Source organism: Streptantibioticus silvisoli, from assembly GCF_027947535.2.
In the GTDB taxonomy this organism is placed as follows: domain Bacteria; phylum Actinomycetota; class Actinomycetes; order Streptomycetales; family Streptomycetaceae; genus Streptantibioticus_C; species Streptantibioticus_C silvisoli.
The window spans coordinates 83,229-98,212 of record NZ_JAAGKO020000034.1 but is presented as its reverse complement, the minus strand read 5'-3'; the positions used below and the strand labels follow the sequence as shown (position 1 = coordinate 98,212).

The following is a 14,984-nucleotide window of genomic DNA, read 5'->3' as shown; positions in this document are numbered from 1 at the left end:
GGATCTATGCCCATCCGATATCGCCTCTGACCTGCGACGACGAACAAAGTGCGATGGTCACACGAACGTGCTTTTGGGCTGCCGGGCGACGCGGGGGATCGTCCGGCGCCGCGTCGGCGTGCGTTCCCGGAAACCCCGCTCCACCCCTCCGTACACGCCCGTACGTTACGCCGGGAGCGCCCCCGGCGTCCCCGGCCGGGGGGCACTTTTCCCGCCCGTGCCGGTCAGCCCGCCGGAGCGCGCAGCGACCGCCGTTCGGCGCCGTCGCCCGGTGCGCCGGCCGGTCCCAGGGCCCGCAGGATGTCCTCGACCCGCTGTTTCGCGTCGCCGAACAGCATGCGGGTGTTGTCCCGGAAGAACAGCGGGTTCTGCACGCCGGCGTAGCCGGGGGCCATGGACCGCTTGAAGACGACGACGTCGGCCGCGTCCCACACCCGCAGCACCGGCATACCGGCGATCGGGCTGCCCGGGTCCTCGGCGGCCGACGGGTTGACGGTGTCGTTGGCGCCGATGACCAGCACGACCGAGGTGCGCGGGAAGTCGTCGTTGATCTCGTCCATCTCCAGGACGATGTCGTACGGCACCTTCGCCTCGGCCAGCAGTACGTTCATGTGACCGGGGAGTCGGCCGGCCACCGGGTGGATGCCGAACCGTACGTCGACGCCGCGGGCCCGCAGCGCGCGGGTGAGTTCGGCGACCGGGTACTGCGCCTGGGCGACCGCCATGCCGTACCCGGGCGTGATGACCACCGACTCCGCGCCGGCCAGCAGTTCGGCGGTGTCCTCGGCGCTGATCTCGCGGTGCTCGCCGTAGTCCGTGGTGTCGCCGGACGCCGCCTCGATGCCGAAGCCGCCCGCGATGACCGACAGGAACGAGCGGTTCATCGCCTGGCACATGATGTAGGACAGGTAGGCGCCGGAGGAGCCCACCAGCGCGCCGGTGACGATCAGCAGCGTGTTGTTCAGCAGGAAGCCGGAGGCCGCCGCGGCCCAGCCGGAGTAGCTGTTGAGCATGGAGACCACGACGGGCATGTCGCCGCCGCCGATCGAGGCCACCAGGTGCAGGCCCAGGGCCAGCGCCACCACGGTGACCGCGATGAGCAGGCCCAGGTCGGGGTGGATCACGAACAGCGCCGTCAGCACCACGAAGGCCGCCAGCGCGCCGAGGTTGACGGCGTTCTTGCCGGGCAGGGTGAGCGGCTTGGACGGGATGCGCGCCGACAGCTTCAGGTACGCGATGATCGAACCGGTGAAGGTCACCGCGCCGATGAACACCCCGATGAAGACCTCGGCGTGGTGGATGCGCAGCAGCGAGCCGAGCACCGCGGTCTGCGCGCCGCCCCTGGCCTCGACGTCGAGGTAGCCGTTCCAGCCGACCAGGACGGCGGCCAGGCCGACGAAGCTGTGCAGCAGCGCGATCAGTTCGGGCATGCCGGTCATCTCGACCCGGCGGGCCCGCCGCAGGCCGATCACCGCGCCGATCACCATGGCGGCGACCAGCAGTACGACGCCGGTGGCGGTGATGCTCCGCACGGCCAGCCCGATGGTGGCGGCCAGGGCGATGACCATGCCGGCGATGCCGAAGACGATGCCCGACCGGGACGTCTCGTGCTTCGACAGGCCGGCCAGGCTGAGGATGAACAGCAGGGCGGCGACGATGTACGCGGCCTGGGAGGCGGTGGTTGCGGTCATGGCGGTCAGCCCCTCGACGAGAACATGCCGAGCATCCGGCGGGTGACGGCGAATCCGCCGAAGATGTTGATGCTCGCCAGCAGGATCGCGGCGAACGCCAGCACGGTGACCGCGGCCCCGGCCCGGCCGATCTGGAGCAGCGCGCCCACCACGACCACGCCGGAGATGGCGTTGGTGACCGACATCAGCGGGGTGTGCAGCGCGTGGTGCACCTTGCCGATGACGTAGTACCCGATGACGATCGCGAGGAAGAAGACGGTGAAGTTGCCGATCAGCTGGCTCGGCGAGAACGCGGTGAGCACGAACAGCGCCACCGCCGCGCAGCCGGTCACCAGGTACTTGGCCGCGCCCGGCGGGAGCCGTTTTGCCGCGGCGGGCGCGGCCGGGGCCGCCGCCGGCGCGGTGGGCGGCGCCGGTGCGGCGGAGACCTGCACCGGTGGCGGCGGCCAGGTCTTCGCGCCGTCGTGGACCACCGTCATCGCCCGCTGCACGACGTCGTCGAGATCGAGGACCAGTTGCCCGTCCTTGCCCGGCGTCAGCAGCTTCATCAGGTTGACCACGTTGGTGCCGTACAGCTGGGAGGCCTGGGCGGGCAGCCGGCCCGGCAGGTCGGTGTACCCGATGATGGTGACGCCGTTGCCGGTGACCACGGCCTTGCCGGCCACCGTGCCCGCCACGTTGCCGCCCTGGGCGGCCGCCATGTCGACGATCACACTGCCGGGCCGCATCGCGGCGACGTCCTCGGCGGTGATCAGCCGCGGCGCCGGACGGCCGGGGATCAGCGCGGTGGTGATGATGACGTCGACGTCGGCGGCCTGCTCGGAGTAGATCTGCGCGGCCCGCCGGTCGTAGTCCTCGGAGGTCGCCCTGGCGTACCCGTCGGTGCTCGCCTCCTGGGCCACCTCGACGGCCAGGAACTCCCCGCCCAGCGACCGCACCTGCTCGGCCACCTCCGGGCGCGGGTCGGTGGCCCGCACGATCGCGCCCAGGCTGCCGGCCGCACCGATGGCGGCCAGCCCGGCGACCCCGGCACCGGCCACCAGCACCTTGGCGGGCGGCACCTTGCCGGCCGCGGTGACCTGGCCGGCGAAGAACCGGCCGAAGACGTGCGCCGCCTCGATCACCGCCCGGTACCCGGCGATGTTGGCCATCGAACTGAGGACGTCCAGCGACTGCGCCCGCGAGATCCGCGGCACCGCGTCCATCGACAGCGCGGTCACCGGCCGCGCCGCGAGGGCGTCGACCAGGTCCGGGTTGAAGGCGGGGGCCAGCAGGCCGACCAGGGTCGCGCCGTCGGCCAGCCGCTCGATCTCGTGGCCGGCCGGCGCGTTGACCTTCAGCACGACGTCACTCGTCCAGGCGTCGCCCAACCGGGCGCCGGCGGCGGTGTACGCGTCGTCGGTGAAGCCGGACGCGGTGCCCGCCCCGGTCTCCACGACGACCTCGTACCCCAGCGCGATCAGCCGCCGTACGGTCTCCGGCGTCGCGGCCACCCGGGTCTCCCCCGGGGCGGACTCGGCGGGCACGCCCAGCGTCTGCGGTCCTGGTGCGTTCATGCGGCTGCCTCTCTCGGGAGGAAACGCGGTCCGGCGGGGCCGGGGAGGACGCGTCGCGGCGGTGCGGCCGGCGGGGCGCACGGCACACCCGGCGGTTCCATCCTGGCCGGGGTTGGGCGATTACGTCCACGTTCGCACGCGAGCGTAGTGCCGGCCGAAGTTCACAGTCAATGCGTAGGTATGGGGAAGTCCTTACCTATGTGCGGCGTTCAACCTGGGATAAGGCTGGGATAAGGTGTGATACGTACCGTGAGAGGTGGGACATGGCCGAGCCGCGTAGTCGTCACCCGGACCTGAACGCGATCGGGATGGCCGCCGTCTTCAGTGCCCTCGCCCATCCCGCCCGCGCCCGGATCGTGGAGAGCCTGCTGACGCGGGACGACTGGACGGCCGGGAACTGCGCGTCCTTCAACCTGCCGTTGAGCCGGTCCTCCCTCACCCATCACCTGCGGGTCATGAGCGACGCGGGGCTGGTCATCCAGCGCGACCACGGCAACCGGTGCGAGGTCGTCCTGCGTAAGGAGGAGCTGGACGCCCGCTTCCCCGGTCTGCTGGACCTGGTGCGCCAGGGCGCCCGGGAGCGGGCCGGCGCCCGCTGAGGCGGGCGGCGTTCAGCTGTCGAGGTCCGGGACGCGCAGGTGGGGCAGCAGCCCGGGGTTGGCGATGCCGGGCAGCAGGTAGCGCCACAGGTCGGTGAGACGTTCCATCAGGTCGCCGCGGCCGGTCAGCGCGTCGGAGACCAGCTGGACGCCGGTGAAGGCGGCGACCATCAGCCGGGCGATGGCGTGCGGGTCGGCGGTGGTGAGCAGCTCGCCGCGCGCCTCGGCCTGGAGGAACAGGCCCAGCACGGCCTCCTGGGGGCCCTCGTAGGGCGCCGCGTCCGGTTTGCGGTACGTGCCCTGCTCGACGGCGAGCCGCACCGCGCCGCGCATCACCGGGTCGCGCAGCAGACTGTCGGCGTAGGCGAAGGTGAGGGCGATGGTGGCCTGGAGCGGCGATTCGCGTTCCGGGGCCGACAGCGCCTGCGCCTGGTGGTCGACGACCGCGTCCGCGATCGCCTCCTTCGACGGGAAGTGGAAGTAGAGCGCCCCCCGGGTCAGCCCGCAGCGTTCCAGGATGTCGGTGGTGCTGGCACCGTGGTAGCCGCGCTCACCGAACAGCTCTCCGGCGGCTCTCACGATGGTGGCCCGTGTCCTGACGGCGCGGGTCTGCGCCATGCTCGTTCTCCCTTTGATGTGCCGGCTCCGGTGCCGGCGGACTCCGTGCGGCCGGCGCCCCCGGGCGCGGCTCCCGGCGCCGCCCACCCGCGGGAACCGTCGCGCCGCCCACCGCGCACCGTCGGCATCCGCGTCGACGTACCTCCGTCTGATCCCCCCAAGGGTAGGGGCTGGGGCGGACGGTCCTGCGATGCCGGGGAGGGTTCCGCGCGGGCCCCGCACCGCCGAGCGGGCCCCGGATCACCGGGCTCGGATTCTCTCGTCGGTCGGGGCGTCTCAACTAGCCTTTGAGACACACAAGTTGAGGATTCCTCCGGCGCCGGGGCCGGTCGCCGCACGACGCGGCGCGGTTCCCGGACCGGTCGGCTTTTCGCCCGGCCGGCCCCGGGGTGGCGCCGGTGCGCGGGCTTGGTCCGGACCATTGGCGGCCTCATCGCGCTCCCGCGGAACCCCCGGGGCCCTCCGCGTCACTCCTGCTCGACGGTGTCGGACAGCCGCAGCTCGTCGAGGTCGAGGCGGGCCTGGACGCGGCGCAGGACGACGTCGTCGATGAGTCCCTGGTCGCGCAGGGCGAAGAGGGCCTCGCGCTTCACCGGGAGCAGGGCCAGGCGCAGGGCGGACTCCTGGTCGAACGCGGTCTCGTCCCGCCGGGCGAGCTGCGGGCTGCCCTCCTCGCGGTGGATGCGGCCCAGCATCCGCTCGTAGGCCCCCCGCAGGGCCTCGACCGCGGAGTCCGGCGAACCGATCCGGGCCGCCGTGCCGGGCAGGGCCTCCAGGACCGACTCCAGGGTGGCCTGCTCCGCGAGGAGTTCCTCGTCCAGCTCCCGCGGGTCGCGCGGCAGGTCGGCCCACCGCACGACGGCGGGCATCGTGAGGCCCTGCACGACCAGCGTGACCAGGATGACGGTGAAGGTCACCGCGATGACGACGCTGCGGCCCTCGATGATCCGCCCGTCGGCCGCCCGCACCGGCAGCGCGAGGGCGGCCGCCAGCGAGATCGCGCCGCGGAACCCGGCCCACCCCAGCGGGAGGCGCTCGCGGAAGCCCTGCCGCCGCAGCCGCTGGGACGGGCGGCGGTCCAGCATCCGGATCAGGTACGGCGTCGTGTTGTTCCACGCCAGCCGGACCCCGATCACCGCGGCGGCGCACAGCAGCCCGAGGCCGACCGTCCGCGCCCAGCCGGAGCCGAGGCCGCCCGCCACATGGTGCAGTTCGAGGCCGATCAGCACGAACAGCGCCCCGTTCAGCAGGTACGTGGTCAGCTGCCAGAAGCCGAACGACTGGGCCCGCATGCTCGCGGTGATCACCTTCGGCCCGAGCTGGCTCAGCGTCACCCCGCAGGTGACGACCGCGACCACGCCCGAGACGCCGGCCGCGAAGGCCGGCAGGTACGCGACGTAGGGCGTCAGCGCGCTGAGGGTGCTGTTCAGCAGCCGGTCCCCGCGCAGCAGACGGCGCACCCCGACCGCCGCGAAGCCGACCGCGAGACCGATGGCGGCTCCGACGCCGTAGGACAGGACGAACCGCAGCGCCGCGCTGCCGGGCCGGATCGGGGAGCCGGAGACCGCGTCCGCCACCGCGATCGAGTACAGCACCAGCGCCGTGCCGTCGTTGATCAGGCTCTCGGTGCGCAGGATCGTCAGCGTCCTGCGCGGCAGCCGTCCCACGACCGAGGCGACGGCGGTCGCGTCGGTCGGCGCGAGGACGGCGCCGAGCACGAGGGCCACCGGCCACGACAGCCCGAACGCCTCGCCGATCAGCGCGACGACGAACGACGTGGCGAAGACCAGGCCGACCGCGAGGAAGCTGATGGCCCGCAGATTGCTGCGGATCTCGCGCAGCGAGATGTTCAGCGACTCCCAGTACAGCAGCGCGGGCAGGAAGAGCAGCAGCACCACGTCCGGCGGCAGCACGACGCCGCTCAGCCGCGGGGCGAACCCGAGAGCGGCGCCCAGCACCAGCAGCAGGAGCGGCTCGGCGATCCGCAGCCGTCCGGCGATCGCACCGCCGGCGAGGATCGTGGCGCCGATGACCACGATCAGTACGAGCCCTTCCATGCCCGGCACGCTATCCGGCCCCCGGCCGCCGTTCCCGCCGACACGGTCACGGCACCGGTGGGTCCCCGTGACCGGCACCGGGGCGCCGCCGGGACCGCGTCCGGACCGGCACCGTCACCGGTGGCGGCGGTGCCGGAGCCGGCGGCGGTGACGGTCCCGGCGGTGCCGGAGCCGGCGGCGGTCCCGACGGTGATGCCCCACGGCGGCGGTCCCGGTGGTGGCGGTCCCGGTGCGGGTTCGGCCGGGGGCCGGGCGGCGGGTCAGTGGTCGGCGGTGGCCAGCGCGCCGTTGACCACCTCCCTGGCCTCGTCCTGGACGCGGGTGAGGTGGTCGGGGCCGAGGAAGGACTCGGCGTAGATCTTGTAGACGTCCTCGGTGCCGGAGGGGCGGGCGGCGAACCAGGCGTGTTCGGTGGAGACCTTGATGCCGCCGATCGGGGCGCCGTTGGCGGGGGCCTCGGTCAGCACCGCGGTGACCGGCTCGCCGGCCAGGGTGTCGGCGGTGACCTGCTCGGGGGAGAGCTTGGCCAGCACGGCCTTCTGCTCCCGGGAGGCGGCCTCGTCGATCCGGGCGTAGGCCGGTTCGCCGAAGCGTTCGGTGAGCGCCGCGTAGTGCTCGGAGGGGGAACGGCCGGTCACCGCGGTGATCTCCGAGGCGAGCAGCGCCAGGATGATGCCGTCCTTGTCGGTCGTCCACACCGAACCGTCCCGGCGCAGGAACGACGCGCCCGCCGACTCCTCGCCGCCGAACCCGATCGAGCCGGTCACCAGGCCGTCGACGAACCACTTGAAGCCGACCGGCACCTCGACGAGTTCCCGCCCGAGACCGGCCGCCACCCGGTCGATCATCCCCGACGAGACCAGGGTCTTGCCGATCCCGGCGGTGCCCGGCCAGCGGTCGCGGTGCGTGTAGAGGTAGGAGATGGCCACCGCGAGGTAGTGGTTGGGGTTCATCAGACCGGCGTCCGGGGTGACGATGCCGTGCCGGTCGGAGTCGGCGTCGTTGCCGGTGGCGACCTGGAAGCTGTCGCGCCGGGCGATCAGCGAGGCCATCGCGTAGGGCGACGAGCAGTCCATCCGGATCTTGCCGTCCCAGTCCAGCGTCATGAAACGCCAGGTGGGGTCGGCCAGCGGGTTGACCACGGTCAGGTCGAGCCGGTGGGCCTCGGCGATCCGCCCCCAGTACGCCACCGACGCGCCGCCCATCGGGTCGGCGCCGATCCGCACTCCGGCGGCTCGGACCGCCTCCAGGTCGATCACGTTCGGCAGGTCGTCGACGTAGCGGCCCAGGAAGTCGTACCGGCCGGTGGTCTCCGCCGCCAGCGCGCGGGTGTACGTGACCCGCCGGACGGCCTTGAGGCCGGCGCCGATCAGCTCGTTGGCGCGGTCCTGGATCCAGGAGGTCACCGTGGAGTCCGCCGGGCCGCCGTTCGGCGGGTTGTACTTGAAGCCGCCGTCGGTGGGCGGGTTGTGCGACGGGGTCACCACCACGCCGTCCGCCAGGCCCGAGTCGCGGCCGCGGTTGTGGGTCAGGATGGCGTGCGAGACGGCCGGCGTCGGGGTGTAGCCGTCGGCGCTGTCGATCAGCACGGTCACGTCGTTGGCGGCGAAGACCTCCAGGGCGCTGACCCGGGCCGGCTCCGACAGCGCGTGGGTGTCGATGCCGAGGAAGAGCGGACCGTCGGTGCCCCGGGCCCGCCGGTAGTCGCAGATCGCCTGGCTGGTCGCGATGATGTGGTCCTCGTTGAACGCCGTGTCCAGCGACGAACCGCGGTGTCCCGAGGTGCCGAAGGCCACCCGCTGGGACGGTTCGGCCGGGTCGGGGTGCAGGGCGTAGTAGGCGGTCACCAGCCGGGCGACGTCGGCCAGATCCTCCGGCCCGGCCGGCTGTCCCGCTCGTTCGTGCGGCATCTCGCGCTCCTCCACGTATGGTTGTCGGTCCTATCGTCACCGACGGCCCCCGGGCACGGTAGTCGCGACACGTGGCCGGCTCCGCGCCCGCCCGCCCCGCGCCTCCGCGGACCGCCCGTCCGCGGCAAGTCGCGGGCCCCGCACGGTTCGACGGCCGCTGGGGGTGTTGGGGGCGCCGGGGGATGGGGGCTGTCGGGGGTCCACCGCGCCCTCGGCGTGGGCATCGCGGGCGGGGTACGGACGCCTCCGCCGGTGCGTGGCGGCCTGATCCGCCGGCCCGGTCGCCCACGAGTGCGCGGACCCCGGCGGCTTCGGTCTTGAGACCTCCGCGTTCAGTGCCTCCGCGGGATCATCGGCCCCGGACCTCACCGCCACCGGCGTTCGCCACGACCGCGCGGACCCCGGCGGGCTTCGGCGCCGCGTGACGGTCGACGTCGACCCCCTCCCCGCCTCCCCGCCGGCTTCGATGCCGCCGGTGCCCTACGTACCGGCGTCGGACGTGCCGGTGCTGTACCTACCGACGCCGTACCTACCGACGTCGTACGTGTCCCGGCTCACAGATGTCGCAGCTGACACTTTGCGCGGACGCGGCCCAGGCTCCGCCGAACGCCGCGCCGCGCCTTCCGGTCGCCCGCCGCGCCGCCTGCCGCCGTACGCGCGCGGGACCGTCAGCCGGACTCCAGGACGGCGAACGCCTCGCGCAGCAGGCCGGTGAGTTTCGCGCCGCCGGGGCCGTCGAAGTCGTGGTCGGTGTGGGCGATCAGGGCGCTGCGGATCGCGGCGACCGACGCCCTGGCCCACACGGCGGCGTGGAAGGCGGCCCGGCCGTCCGGGGCGCCGGTGCCGCCCGGGGCGGTCAGCCGGTGGTGCAGGGCTTCGGCGATGCTGTGCTCGAAGTCGAACAGCACGGGCCGGGCGGGCCGCGAGGGGCTGGCGACGAACCGCTCCGGCTGCGAGATCAGGAAGACCGCCAGCCCCGGGCTGCGCTGCTTGGCCGTCGCCAGCAGTGCCTCCAGCACCGCGGTCAACGGGGGCTCGTGCGCCGGGCGTTCGGCGATCTCCCGCTGCACCAGCGGCACCAGGTCGAGGAGCTCGCCGTAGACCAGGTCCTCCTTCGAGGGGAAGTAGCGGAAGAAGGTCCGCTCCGTCACGCCCGCGGCCGACGCGATGTCCCGGACGGTGGTCCGTTCGTAGCCGTTCTCGGTGAACAGGCGGAGCGCCGCCTGCCGAAGGGCCTGGCGGGTGGCCGCCTTCTTCTGCTCACGCAGTCCGACATCAGTTGAGCTCACCCGCGCATCCTGTCACGCCGGTGAAATCTGTCAGTCATGACAGTTGCTGCTATTGTGTCAGTGCTGACATTTTTGTGGGCGGCGCCGGACCGCCCGCGGGCGGCCGTCGTCCCCGCGGCGCCCGTCCGTCCGGTGCGGCGGGGGTGCCGCCCGGTCCGGCCCGTCGATGTTCTAAGGAGTTGCCCGTCATGGCTTCCCTGCTCTTCCGGCTCGGCCGGGGCGCGTTCCGGCATCGCAGGGCCGTTCTCGCGGCCTGGCTGGCGGTACTGGCGGGGGTGGCGGCCTGCCTGTTCGCCTTCGGCGGTTCCACCGACGACCAGTTCACGATCCCCGGTTCGCCGTCGCAGCGGGCGCTCGACTCGATGGCCAGGACGTTCCCGGCCTCCTCCGGCACCAATGCCCAGATCGTCTTCGTCGCGCCGCCCGGCCACCGGGTGACCGAGCGGCCGTACGCCGGCGCGATCGACGCCACCATGGCCGCGGCGAAGTCGGCACCGCAGGTCGCGGGGGTCGTCGACCCGGTCGCGGCGCGGGTGGTCTCGCCGGACCGGCGGGCGGCCATCGGCGAGGTGCAGTACGCGGTGAGCCGGACGAGCCTGAAGCCGGCGAGCCTGGACGCGCTGACCGGCACCACCGCGGCCGCCCGGCACGCCGGCCTGACGGTCGAGGTCGGCGGTGCCGCGTACGGCAACCAGGCGCAGAAGGGCGGTCACACCAACGAGGTCATCGGTATCGCGATAGCCCTGGTGGTGCTGACCGTCACCTTCGGCTCGCTGTTCGCGGCCGGTCTGCCCCTGCTGACCGCGGTGGCCGGCGTGGCCGTCAGCCTGCTCGCCCTGCTCGCGCTCACCAGCGTGGTCACCATCTCCTCCACCGCTCCCACCCTGGCCGCGATGCTCGGGCTCGCCGTGGGCATCGACTACGCGCTCTTCGTGCTGTCCCGGCACCGCTCCCAGCTGGCGGCCGGCCTGCCGGTCGAGGAGTCGGCGGCCCGGGCGACCGGCACCGCGGGCAGCGCGGTGGTCTTCGCCGGCCTCACCGTGGTCATCGCGCTGGCCGGGCTGTCCGTCGTCGGCATCCCCTTCCTGACCGTCATGGGCCTCGGCGCCGCCGGTGCCGTGCTGGTGGCGGTGGCCGTGGCGGTCACCCTGCTGCCGGCCGTGATGGGCTTCGCCGGTGAACGGCTGCGGCCCCGGCCGGGCTCGCGTACCGAGCGGCGCGAACGGGCGTCGGCGGCCGGCGCGGCCGGTGCCGGAACGGCCGCCTCGCGCGGCGAACGCTGGGGCCGGCTGGTCACCCGGCGCCCGCTGGTCACCCTGCTCGCCGTGCTCATCGGCATGCTGGCCCTCGCCGCCCCGGCCCGCGACCTGCGGCTCGCCCTGCCCGACAACGGATCGGCCGCCGCGGGCAGTTCGCCCCGCCAGGCGTACGACCTCGTCGACCGCCACTTCGGCCCCGGCTTCAACGGCCCGCTGCTGGTACTGGCGACGGGAACGGGTGCGGGTTCCGGCTCCGGTGCGGGTGCGGGTGCGGGTGCGGACAGCGGTAAGGGTTCCGGTACGGGCTCCGGCGGCGGTACGGGTTCGAGCAGTGGTACGGGCTCCGGTGCGGGGGATCGTGCTTCCGGTGCCGGGCTTTCGGCGACCGACGTCCGGCTCGACCAGGACCTGCGCGCCCTGCCGGACGTGGTCGCCGTCGCCGCGCCGGTCCACGCGGCTGGCGGCGGCATCACCCTTTTCCAGGTGATCCCCGGTTCCGGACCGGAGGACGGCGCGACCAAGCACCTGGTGCAGACGATCCGCGACCGCTCGGGGCAGTGGCGGCGGCAGACCGGTGCCGAGGTCGCCGTCACCGGTTCCACCGCCGTCAACATCGACGTCTCCGACCGGCTCGCCGGATCCCTGGTCCCGTTCGCCCTGATCGTGGTGGGGCTGTCGCTGCTGCTGCTCCTGGTGGTCTTCCGCTCGATCGTGGTCCCGCTCAAGGCGAGCCTGGGATTCCTGCTGTCGGTCGCGGCGACCTTCGGCGCGGTGGTGGCGGTCTTCCAGTGGGGCTGGCTCGGCGGGGTGATCGGCGTCGGGCGCACCGGCCCGGTCGTCAGCTTCCTGCCCATCATCCTGATGGCCGTGCTCTTCGGCCTCGCCATGGACTACGAGGTTTTCCTCGTCTCCCGGATGCGCGAGTCCCACGTGCGCGGCGACGCGGCCCGCCCCGCCGTCCTGGCCGGCATGCGCAACGCCTCCCGGGTGGTCACCGGCGCCGCCCTCATCATGTTCGCGGTGTTCTGCGGATTCGTGCCCGGCGCCGACGCGGTCTTCAAGCCGATCGCCTTCTCCCTCGCGTTCGGCGTGCTCATCGACGCCTTCGTCATCCGCATGACCTTCGTCCCGGCACTGCTGGCCCTGGTCGGTGACGCCGCCTGGTGGCTGCCCCGCCGGCTCCGGCGCGTCCTGCCCGACCTCGACATCGAGGGGGAACGGCTGCCCGCGATCACGGCTCCGGCCCCCACCGCCGGCCCCACTCCGCAGGAGCGCGACACGTCCGTCCAGGTCTGAACTCCGGCTGTGGCACCGCCCGTTCCCCAACGCCCGTGATCCACAGGGGCGTTGGGGAACGGGCGCGGCCCGATCAGGACCGCCGGGCCTCCACCGGAACGTCCGCCGCGGGTACCGCGCTCGGCATCGGCGCCGGGTCCGCGTCCGACGCCGGCGCGGAGTCCGGCGCCGGCTCGACGCCCGCGTTCACCACCGCGTCCGCGTCCGGCGTCGGCACCGCGTCCTCGTCCAGCGTCGGCACCGCGCCCGGCACCGCGCCCGGCACCGCCGTGCGGGACGTCTCGCGCAGCGCCCTGGACAGCGTCGCGTAGAGCGCGAGCAGGGTCAGCGCGCCGGCGCAGGACAGGTCCGTCGTGCCGGTGCCGATGGTGTCGGCGAGGGTGCCGGCGGCGCCGGGGGCGGCCATCATCACGACGGCCGCCGCGGTCGCCCAGACCGACGTGACCCGTGACTGGAGGTGCTGCGGAACGATGAGCACCATGCGGGAGTGGACGACCACGACCACCGCCGGGATCAGCAGCGAGACGGCGCCGAGCAGCGCGCCGTGCACCCACACCGGGGAGCCGGGAGCCAGTGCGACGGCCACCGGGACGGTCAGCCAGGAGATCGCCACGACGACGGCCCGGCCGCCCACCCGGGTGACCAGCGCCGGGGCGGCCAGCGAGCCGATCAGTCCGGCCGCGCCCGCCACCGCGAGCATCAGCCCGACCGGGGTGTTGCCGCTCGCGCGGTGGATGGCGAAGACCGCCTCGTACGACAGCAGCATCAGCAGCAGGTTGGCGCCGGTGATCCACACCAGGGCGAAGCGCAGGAACGGCACCTCGCGCACGTGGCGTACACCGGCGGCGAGCCGGCTGAGGAAGGTCTCCCCGGCGTCGTGTTCCGCGGCGCCGGCCGGTGGCGTCAGATCGGTGCGGATCAGCCGGACGCACACCGCCGCGAGCAGGTAGGACGCGGCGTCGGCGAGGAACGGCAGCCAGCGGGCGCACTGGAGCAGGATGCCCGCGAGCCCGGGGCCGGTGACCAGCGCGGCCTGGTCGCCCGCCTGGAGCCGGGCCACCGCACCCGGATACGCGTCGGCCGGCACCAGGCGCACGATGCTGCCGCCGGCCGCCGCCTGGTAGCAGGACGCGGCCAGGCGCTCCACGAGCATGGCGAGCACCAGGAGCGGCAGGGAGATGTGGTGGGTGAGCACCGTCGCGGTGGCGCCGCCCATCGCGAGGGCGGCGATCAGCGCCGAGCCGAGCATGACCGGGCGCCGCGAACGTCCGTCGGCGAGGACCGCCGCGAACGGTCCGGCCAGCAGCCCTCCGATCCCGGCGATGGTGACCGCCAGTCCGGCCCGCGCGGCCGACGCGCCGGTGTCCAGCAGCAGCAGGGGGAGCGCCAGCCCGGAGATCTGGGTGCCGAGCCGGTCGACCCCGCCCGCCAGCCAATAGAGCCGGAAATCCCGGGGGAGGCGGGACTTCCGGGATTCCGCGGTCACGGATGCATTCCCTGTGCTATCGCGCCGTCAACGTCCTGCGTCCGCACGGTGGGTACCTCGTCGCTCTTGGGTGAGCGGCGCTTCTCGGCGCCGAAATGGCGGCGACCTTAGCAGTCCGGAAAACGTCGTCACAAGTGAGGCCTTGATTTTCCGTCCGCCGTGCTGTCGTCCGGCGGACGCGCGGAAAGGCGGGGCGGATATCGCGGTGGGCGCGCAGCGGCTTCGGCGCGGCTTCAGGGCCAGAAGGAGCGTTTCTTCGGTTCCGCCGTACGGTCGAACGCTTTGTTCGACCATGGCGCCGCGCCCGACGGCGAGGGGGCCGGGCCGCACCGGGCGTCCGTCCCGCGGCGGGGCGAAACGGCTCCGCCGCCACCGGTGGGGCCTTCGTTCGCGTCGTCGTCCGGTCACGGCGGTCATGACCTGGGACAGAGGGGGCGCACGAGCGCACGGGCGGGGCGCAGTGGGGCGGCCGGGGCGGAGGGGGCGTCGGGGGGCCGGGTGTGCGAACGGGGAGGCGGGTGCGCCGGCTGGCCGGTAGCGGTCACGGGACGGCCGGGGCTCGTTCGGCGCGCGCCGCCGTGCATATGCCTTTGTCACAGTGACCTGGACCATGCATTTCCAGAATGGGCAGGTCAGTGTCTTGGGAGGCGTCGTCGGCAATCTTTTCGAATGCAGGGCGAGTGGCACTCTGCTGCCTCGGCTGATGGATTTCCGTCCGTGCGGACGTATGGCTCAGAAGAAGCCGGGTAGGCCGGGACGAGTGCCTCGGCGGCGCGTGCGGCCCGGCCGTTTTTATCGGCGGGGCGTGCGCTCGGCGGGGGCGTCTTCGCGTCCGTAGCACGGCCTTGGGGAATGGAGTGCCATGTCAAGTCTTCCCAGCGGCCGGCGTTCTGGCTACTGTAGAGGACTTGTGAAGCCATCGTGAAGGAGTGGAAGTGCCAAATCCCTTTGACGAGGAATCGTCTTCGTTCCTGGTCCTCGTCAACGACGAGAAGCAGTACTCGCTGTGGCCCGCCGCCCTCGCGGTCCCGGGCGGCTGGACGGTGGCGCGGGGCGAGGGATCGCGGGCCGAGAGCCTGGAGTTCGTGGAGACGGTGTGGACCGACATGCGGCCGGCCGGGCTGGTCGAGGCCATGGCCGCCGAGGTCACCGGATAACGCGTTCAACCCCACGCGACGGACCCGGTGACGCGGTCCCCGGTGTGACGCGCGCGGCCGTCGGCG

At 73.4% G+C, this 14,984-nt stretch carries 10 protein-coding genes; 3 read left to right on the top strand and 7 right to left on the bottom strand.

Annotated features, from left to right (window positions below):
* Positions 1-224 precede the first annotated feature (224 nt).
* Both pntB and POF43_RS22275 read right to left on the bottom strand, forming a co-directional pair.
* Positions 225-1,691 (bottom strand): Re/Si-specific NAD(P)(+) transhydrogenase subunit beta, encoded by a 1,467-nt coding sequence (pntB, locus tag POF43_RS22280; RefSeq protein WP_271314473.1) that lies wholly within the window; start codon positions 1,689-1,691, stop codon positions 225-227.
* Between the two features lie 5 nt (positions 1,692-1,696).
* Positions 1,697-3,247, bottom strand: coding sequence for a Re/Si-specific NAD(P)(+) transhydrogenase subunit alpha (locus POF43_RS22275; RefSeq protein ID WP_271322750.1), 1,551 nt, complete (start codon positions 3,245-3,247; stop codon positions 1,697-1,699).
* Positions 3,248-3,510: 263 nt separating this feature from the next.
* On the opposite strand from POF43_RS22275, the gene POF43_RS22270 reads away from it, so the two are divergent.
* On the top strand, positions 3,511-3,846 hold the full coding sequence (locus POF43_RS22270; protein WP_271322751.1) for an ArsR/SmtB family transcription factor: 336 nt from the start codon (positions 3,511-3,513) through the stop codon (positions 3,844-3,846).
* Positions 3,847-3,858: 12 nt separating this feature from the next.
* Here POF43_RS22270 and POF43_RS22265 read toward each other — a convergent pair whose 3' ends face one another.
* The 4 genes from POF43_RS22265 to POF43_RS22250 form a co-directional block, all read right to left on the bottom strand.
* Positions 3,859-4,464: a ScbR family autoregulator-binding transcription factor gene (locus POF43_RS22265; RefSeq protein ID WP_271314471.1), complete on the bottom strand. Its 606-nt coding sequence runs from the start codon at positions 4,462-4,464 to the stop codon at positions 3,859-3,861.
* Between the two features lie 467 nt (positions 4,465-4,931).
* Positions 4,932-6,521, bottom strand: coding sequence for a Na+/H+ antiporter (locus POF43_RS22260; RefSeq protein ID WP_271322752.1), 1,590 nt, complete (start codon positions 6,519-6,521; stop codon positions 4,932-4,934).
* 260 nt (positions 6,522-6,781) lie between these two features.
* Positions 6,782-8,431, bottom strand: a complete 1,650-nt coding sequence (pgm, locus tag POF43_RS22255) for a phosphoglucomutase (alpha-D-glucose-1,6-bisphosphate-dependent) (RefSeq protein WP_271322753.1) — start codon at positions 8,429-8,431, stop codon at positions 6,782-6,784.
* A gap of 668 nt (positions 8,432-9,099) precedes the next feature.
* On the bottom strand, positions 9,100-9,720 hold the full coding sequence (locus tag POF43_RS22250; RefSeq protein ID WP_271324960.1) for a TetR family transcriptional regulator: 621 nt from the start codon (positions 9,718-9,720) through the stop codon (positions 9,100-9,102).
* Positions 9,721-9,908: 188 nt separating this feature from the next.
* On the opposite strand from POF43_RS22250, the gene POF43_RS22245 reads away from it, so the two are divergent.
* Positions 9,909-12,275, top strand: a complete 2,367-nt coding sequence (locus tag POF43_RS22245; RefSeq protein ID WP_271324959.1) for an MMPL family transporter — start codon at positions 9,909-9,911, stop codon at positions 12,273-12,275.
* 73 nt (positions 12,276-12,348) lie between these two features.
* Here POF43_RS22245 and POF43_RS22240 read toward each other — a convergent pair whose 3' ends face one another.
* Positions 12,349-13,761, bottom strand: a complete 1,413-nt coding sequence (locus POF43_RS22240) for an MFS transporter (protein ID WP_271324958.1) — start codon at positions 13,759-13,761, stop codon at positions 12,349-12,351.
* Between the two features lie 935 nt (positions 13,762-14,696).
* Between POF43_RS22240 and POF43_RS22235 the strand changes: the two genes are divergently transcribed.
* Positions 14,697-14,918, top strand: coding sequence for an MbtH family protein (locus POF43_RS22235; RefSeq protein WP_271318801.1), 222 nt, complete (start codon positions 14,697-14,699; stop codon positions 14,916-14,918).
* Positions 14,919-14,984: the final 66 nt, after the last annotated feature.

Excerpts from the sequence above, each read along its gene's own strand:
- pntB (WP_271314473.1), bottom strand. The coding sequence starts at position 1,691 with ATGACCGCAACCACCGCCTCCCAGGCCGCGTACATCGTCGCCGCCCTG.
- POF43_RS22270 (WP_271322751.1), top strand. The coding sequence starts at position 3,511 with ATGGCCGAGCCGCGTAGTCGTCACCCGGACCTGAACGCGATCGGGATG.
- POF43_RS22265 (WP_271314471.1), bottom strand. The coding sequence starts at position 4,464 with ATGGCGCAGACCCGCGCCGTCAGGACACGGGCCACCATCGTGAGAGCC.
- pgm (WP_271322753.1), bottom strand. The coding sequence starts at position 8,431 with ATGCCGCACGAACGAGCGGGACAGCCGGCCGGGCCGGAGGATCTGGCC.
- POF43_RS22245 (WP_271324959.1), top strand. The coding sequence starts at position 9,909 with ATGGCTTCCCTGCTCTTCCGGCTCGGCCGGGGCGCGTTCCGGCATCGC.
- POF43_RS22275 (WP_271322750.1), bottom strand. The coding sequence starts at position 3,247 with ATGAACGCACCAGGACCGCAGACGCTGGGCGTGCCCGCCGAGTCCGCC.
- POF43_RS22260 (WP_271322752.1), bottom strand. The coding sequence starts at position 6,521 with ATGGAAGGGCTCGTACTGATCGTGGTCATCGGCGCCACGATCCTCGCC.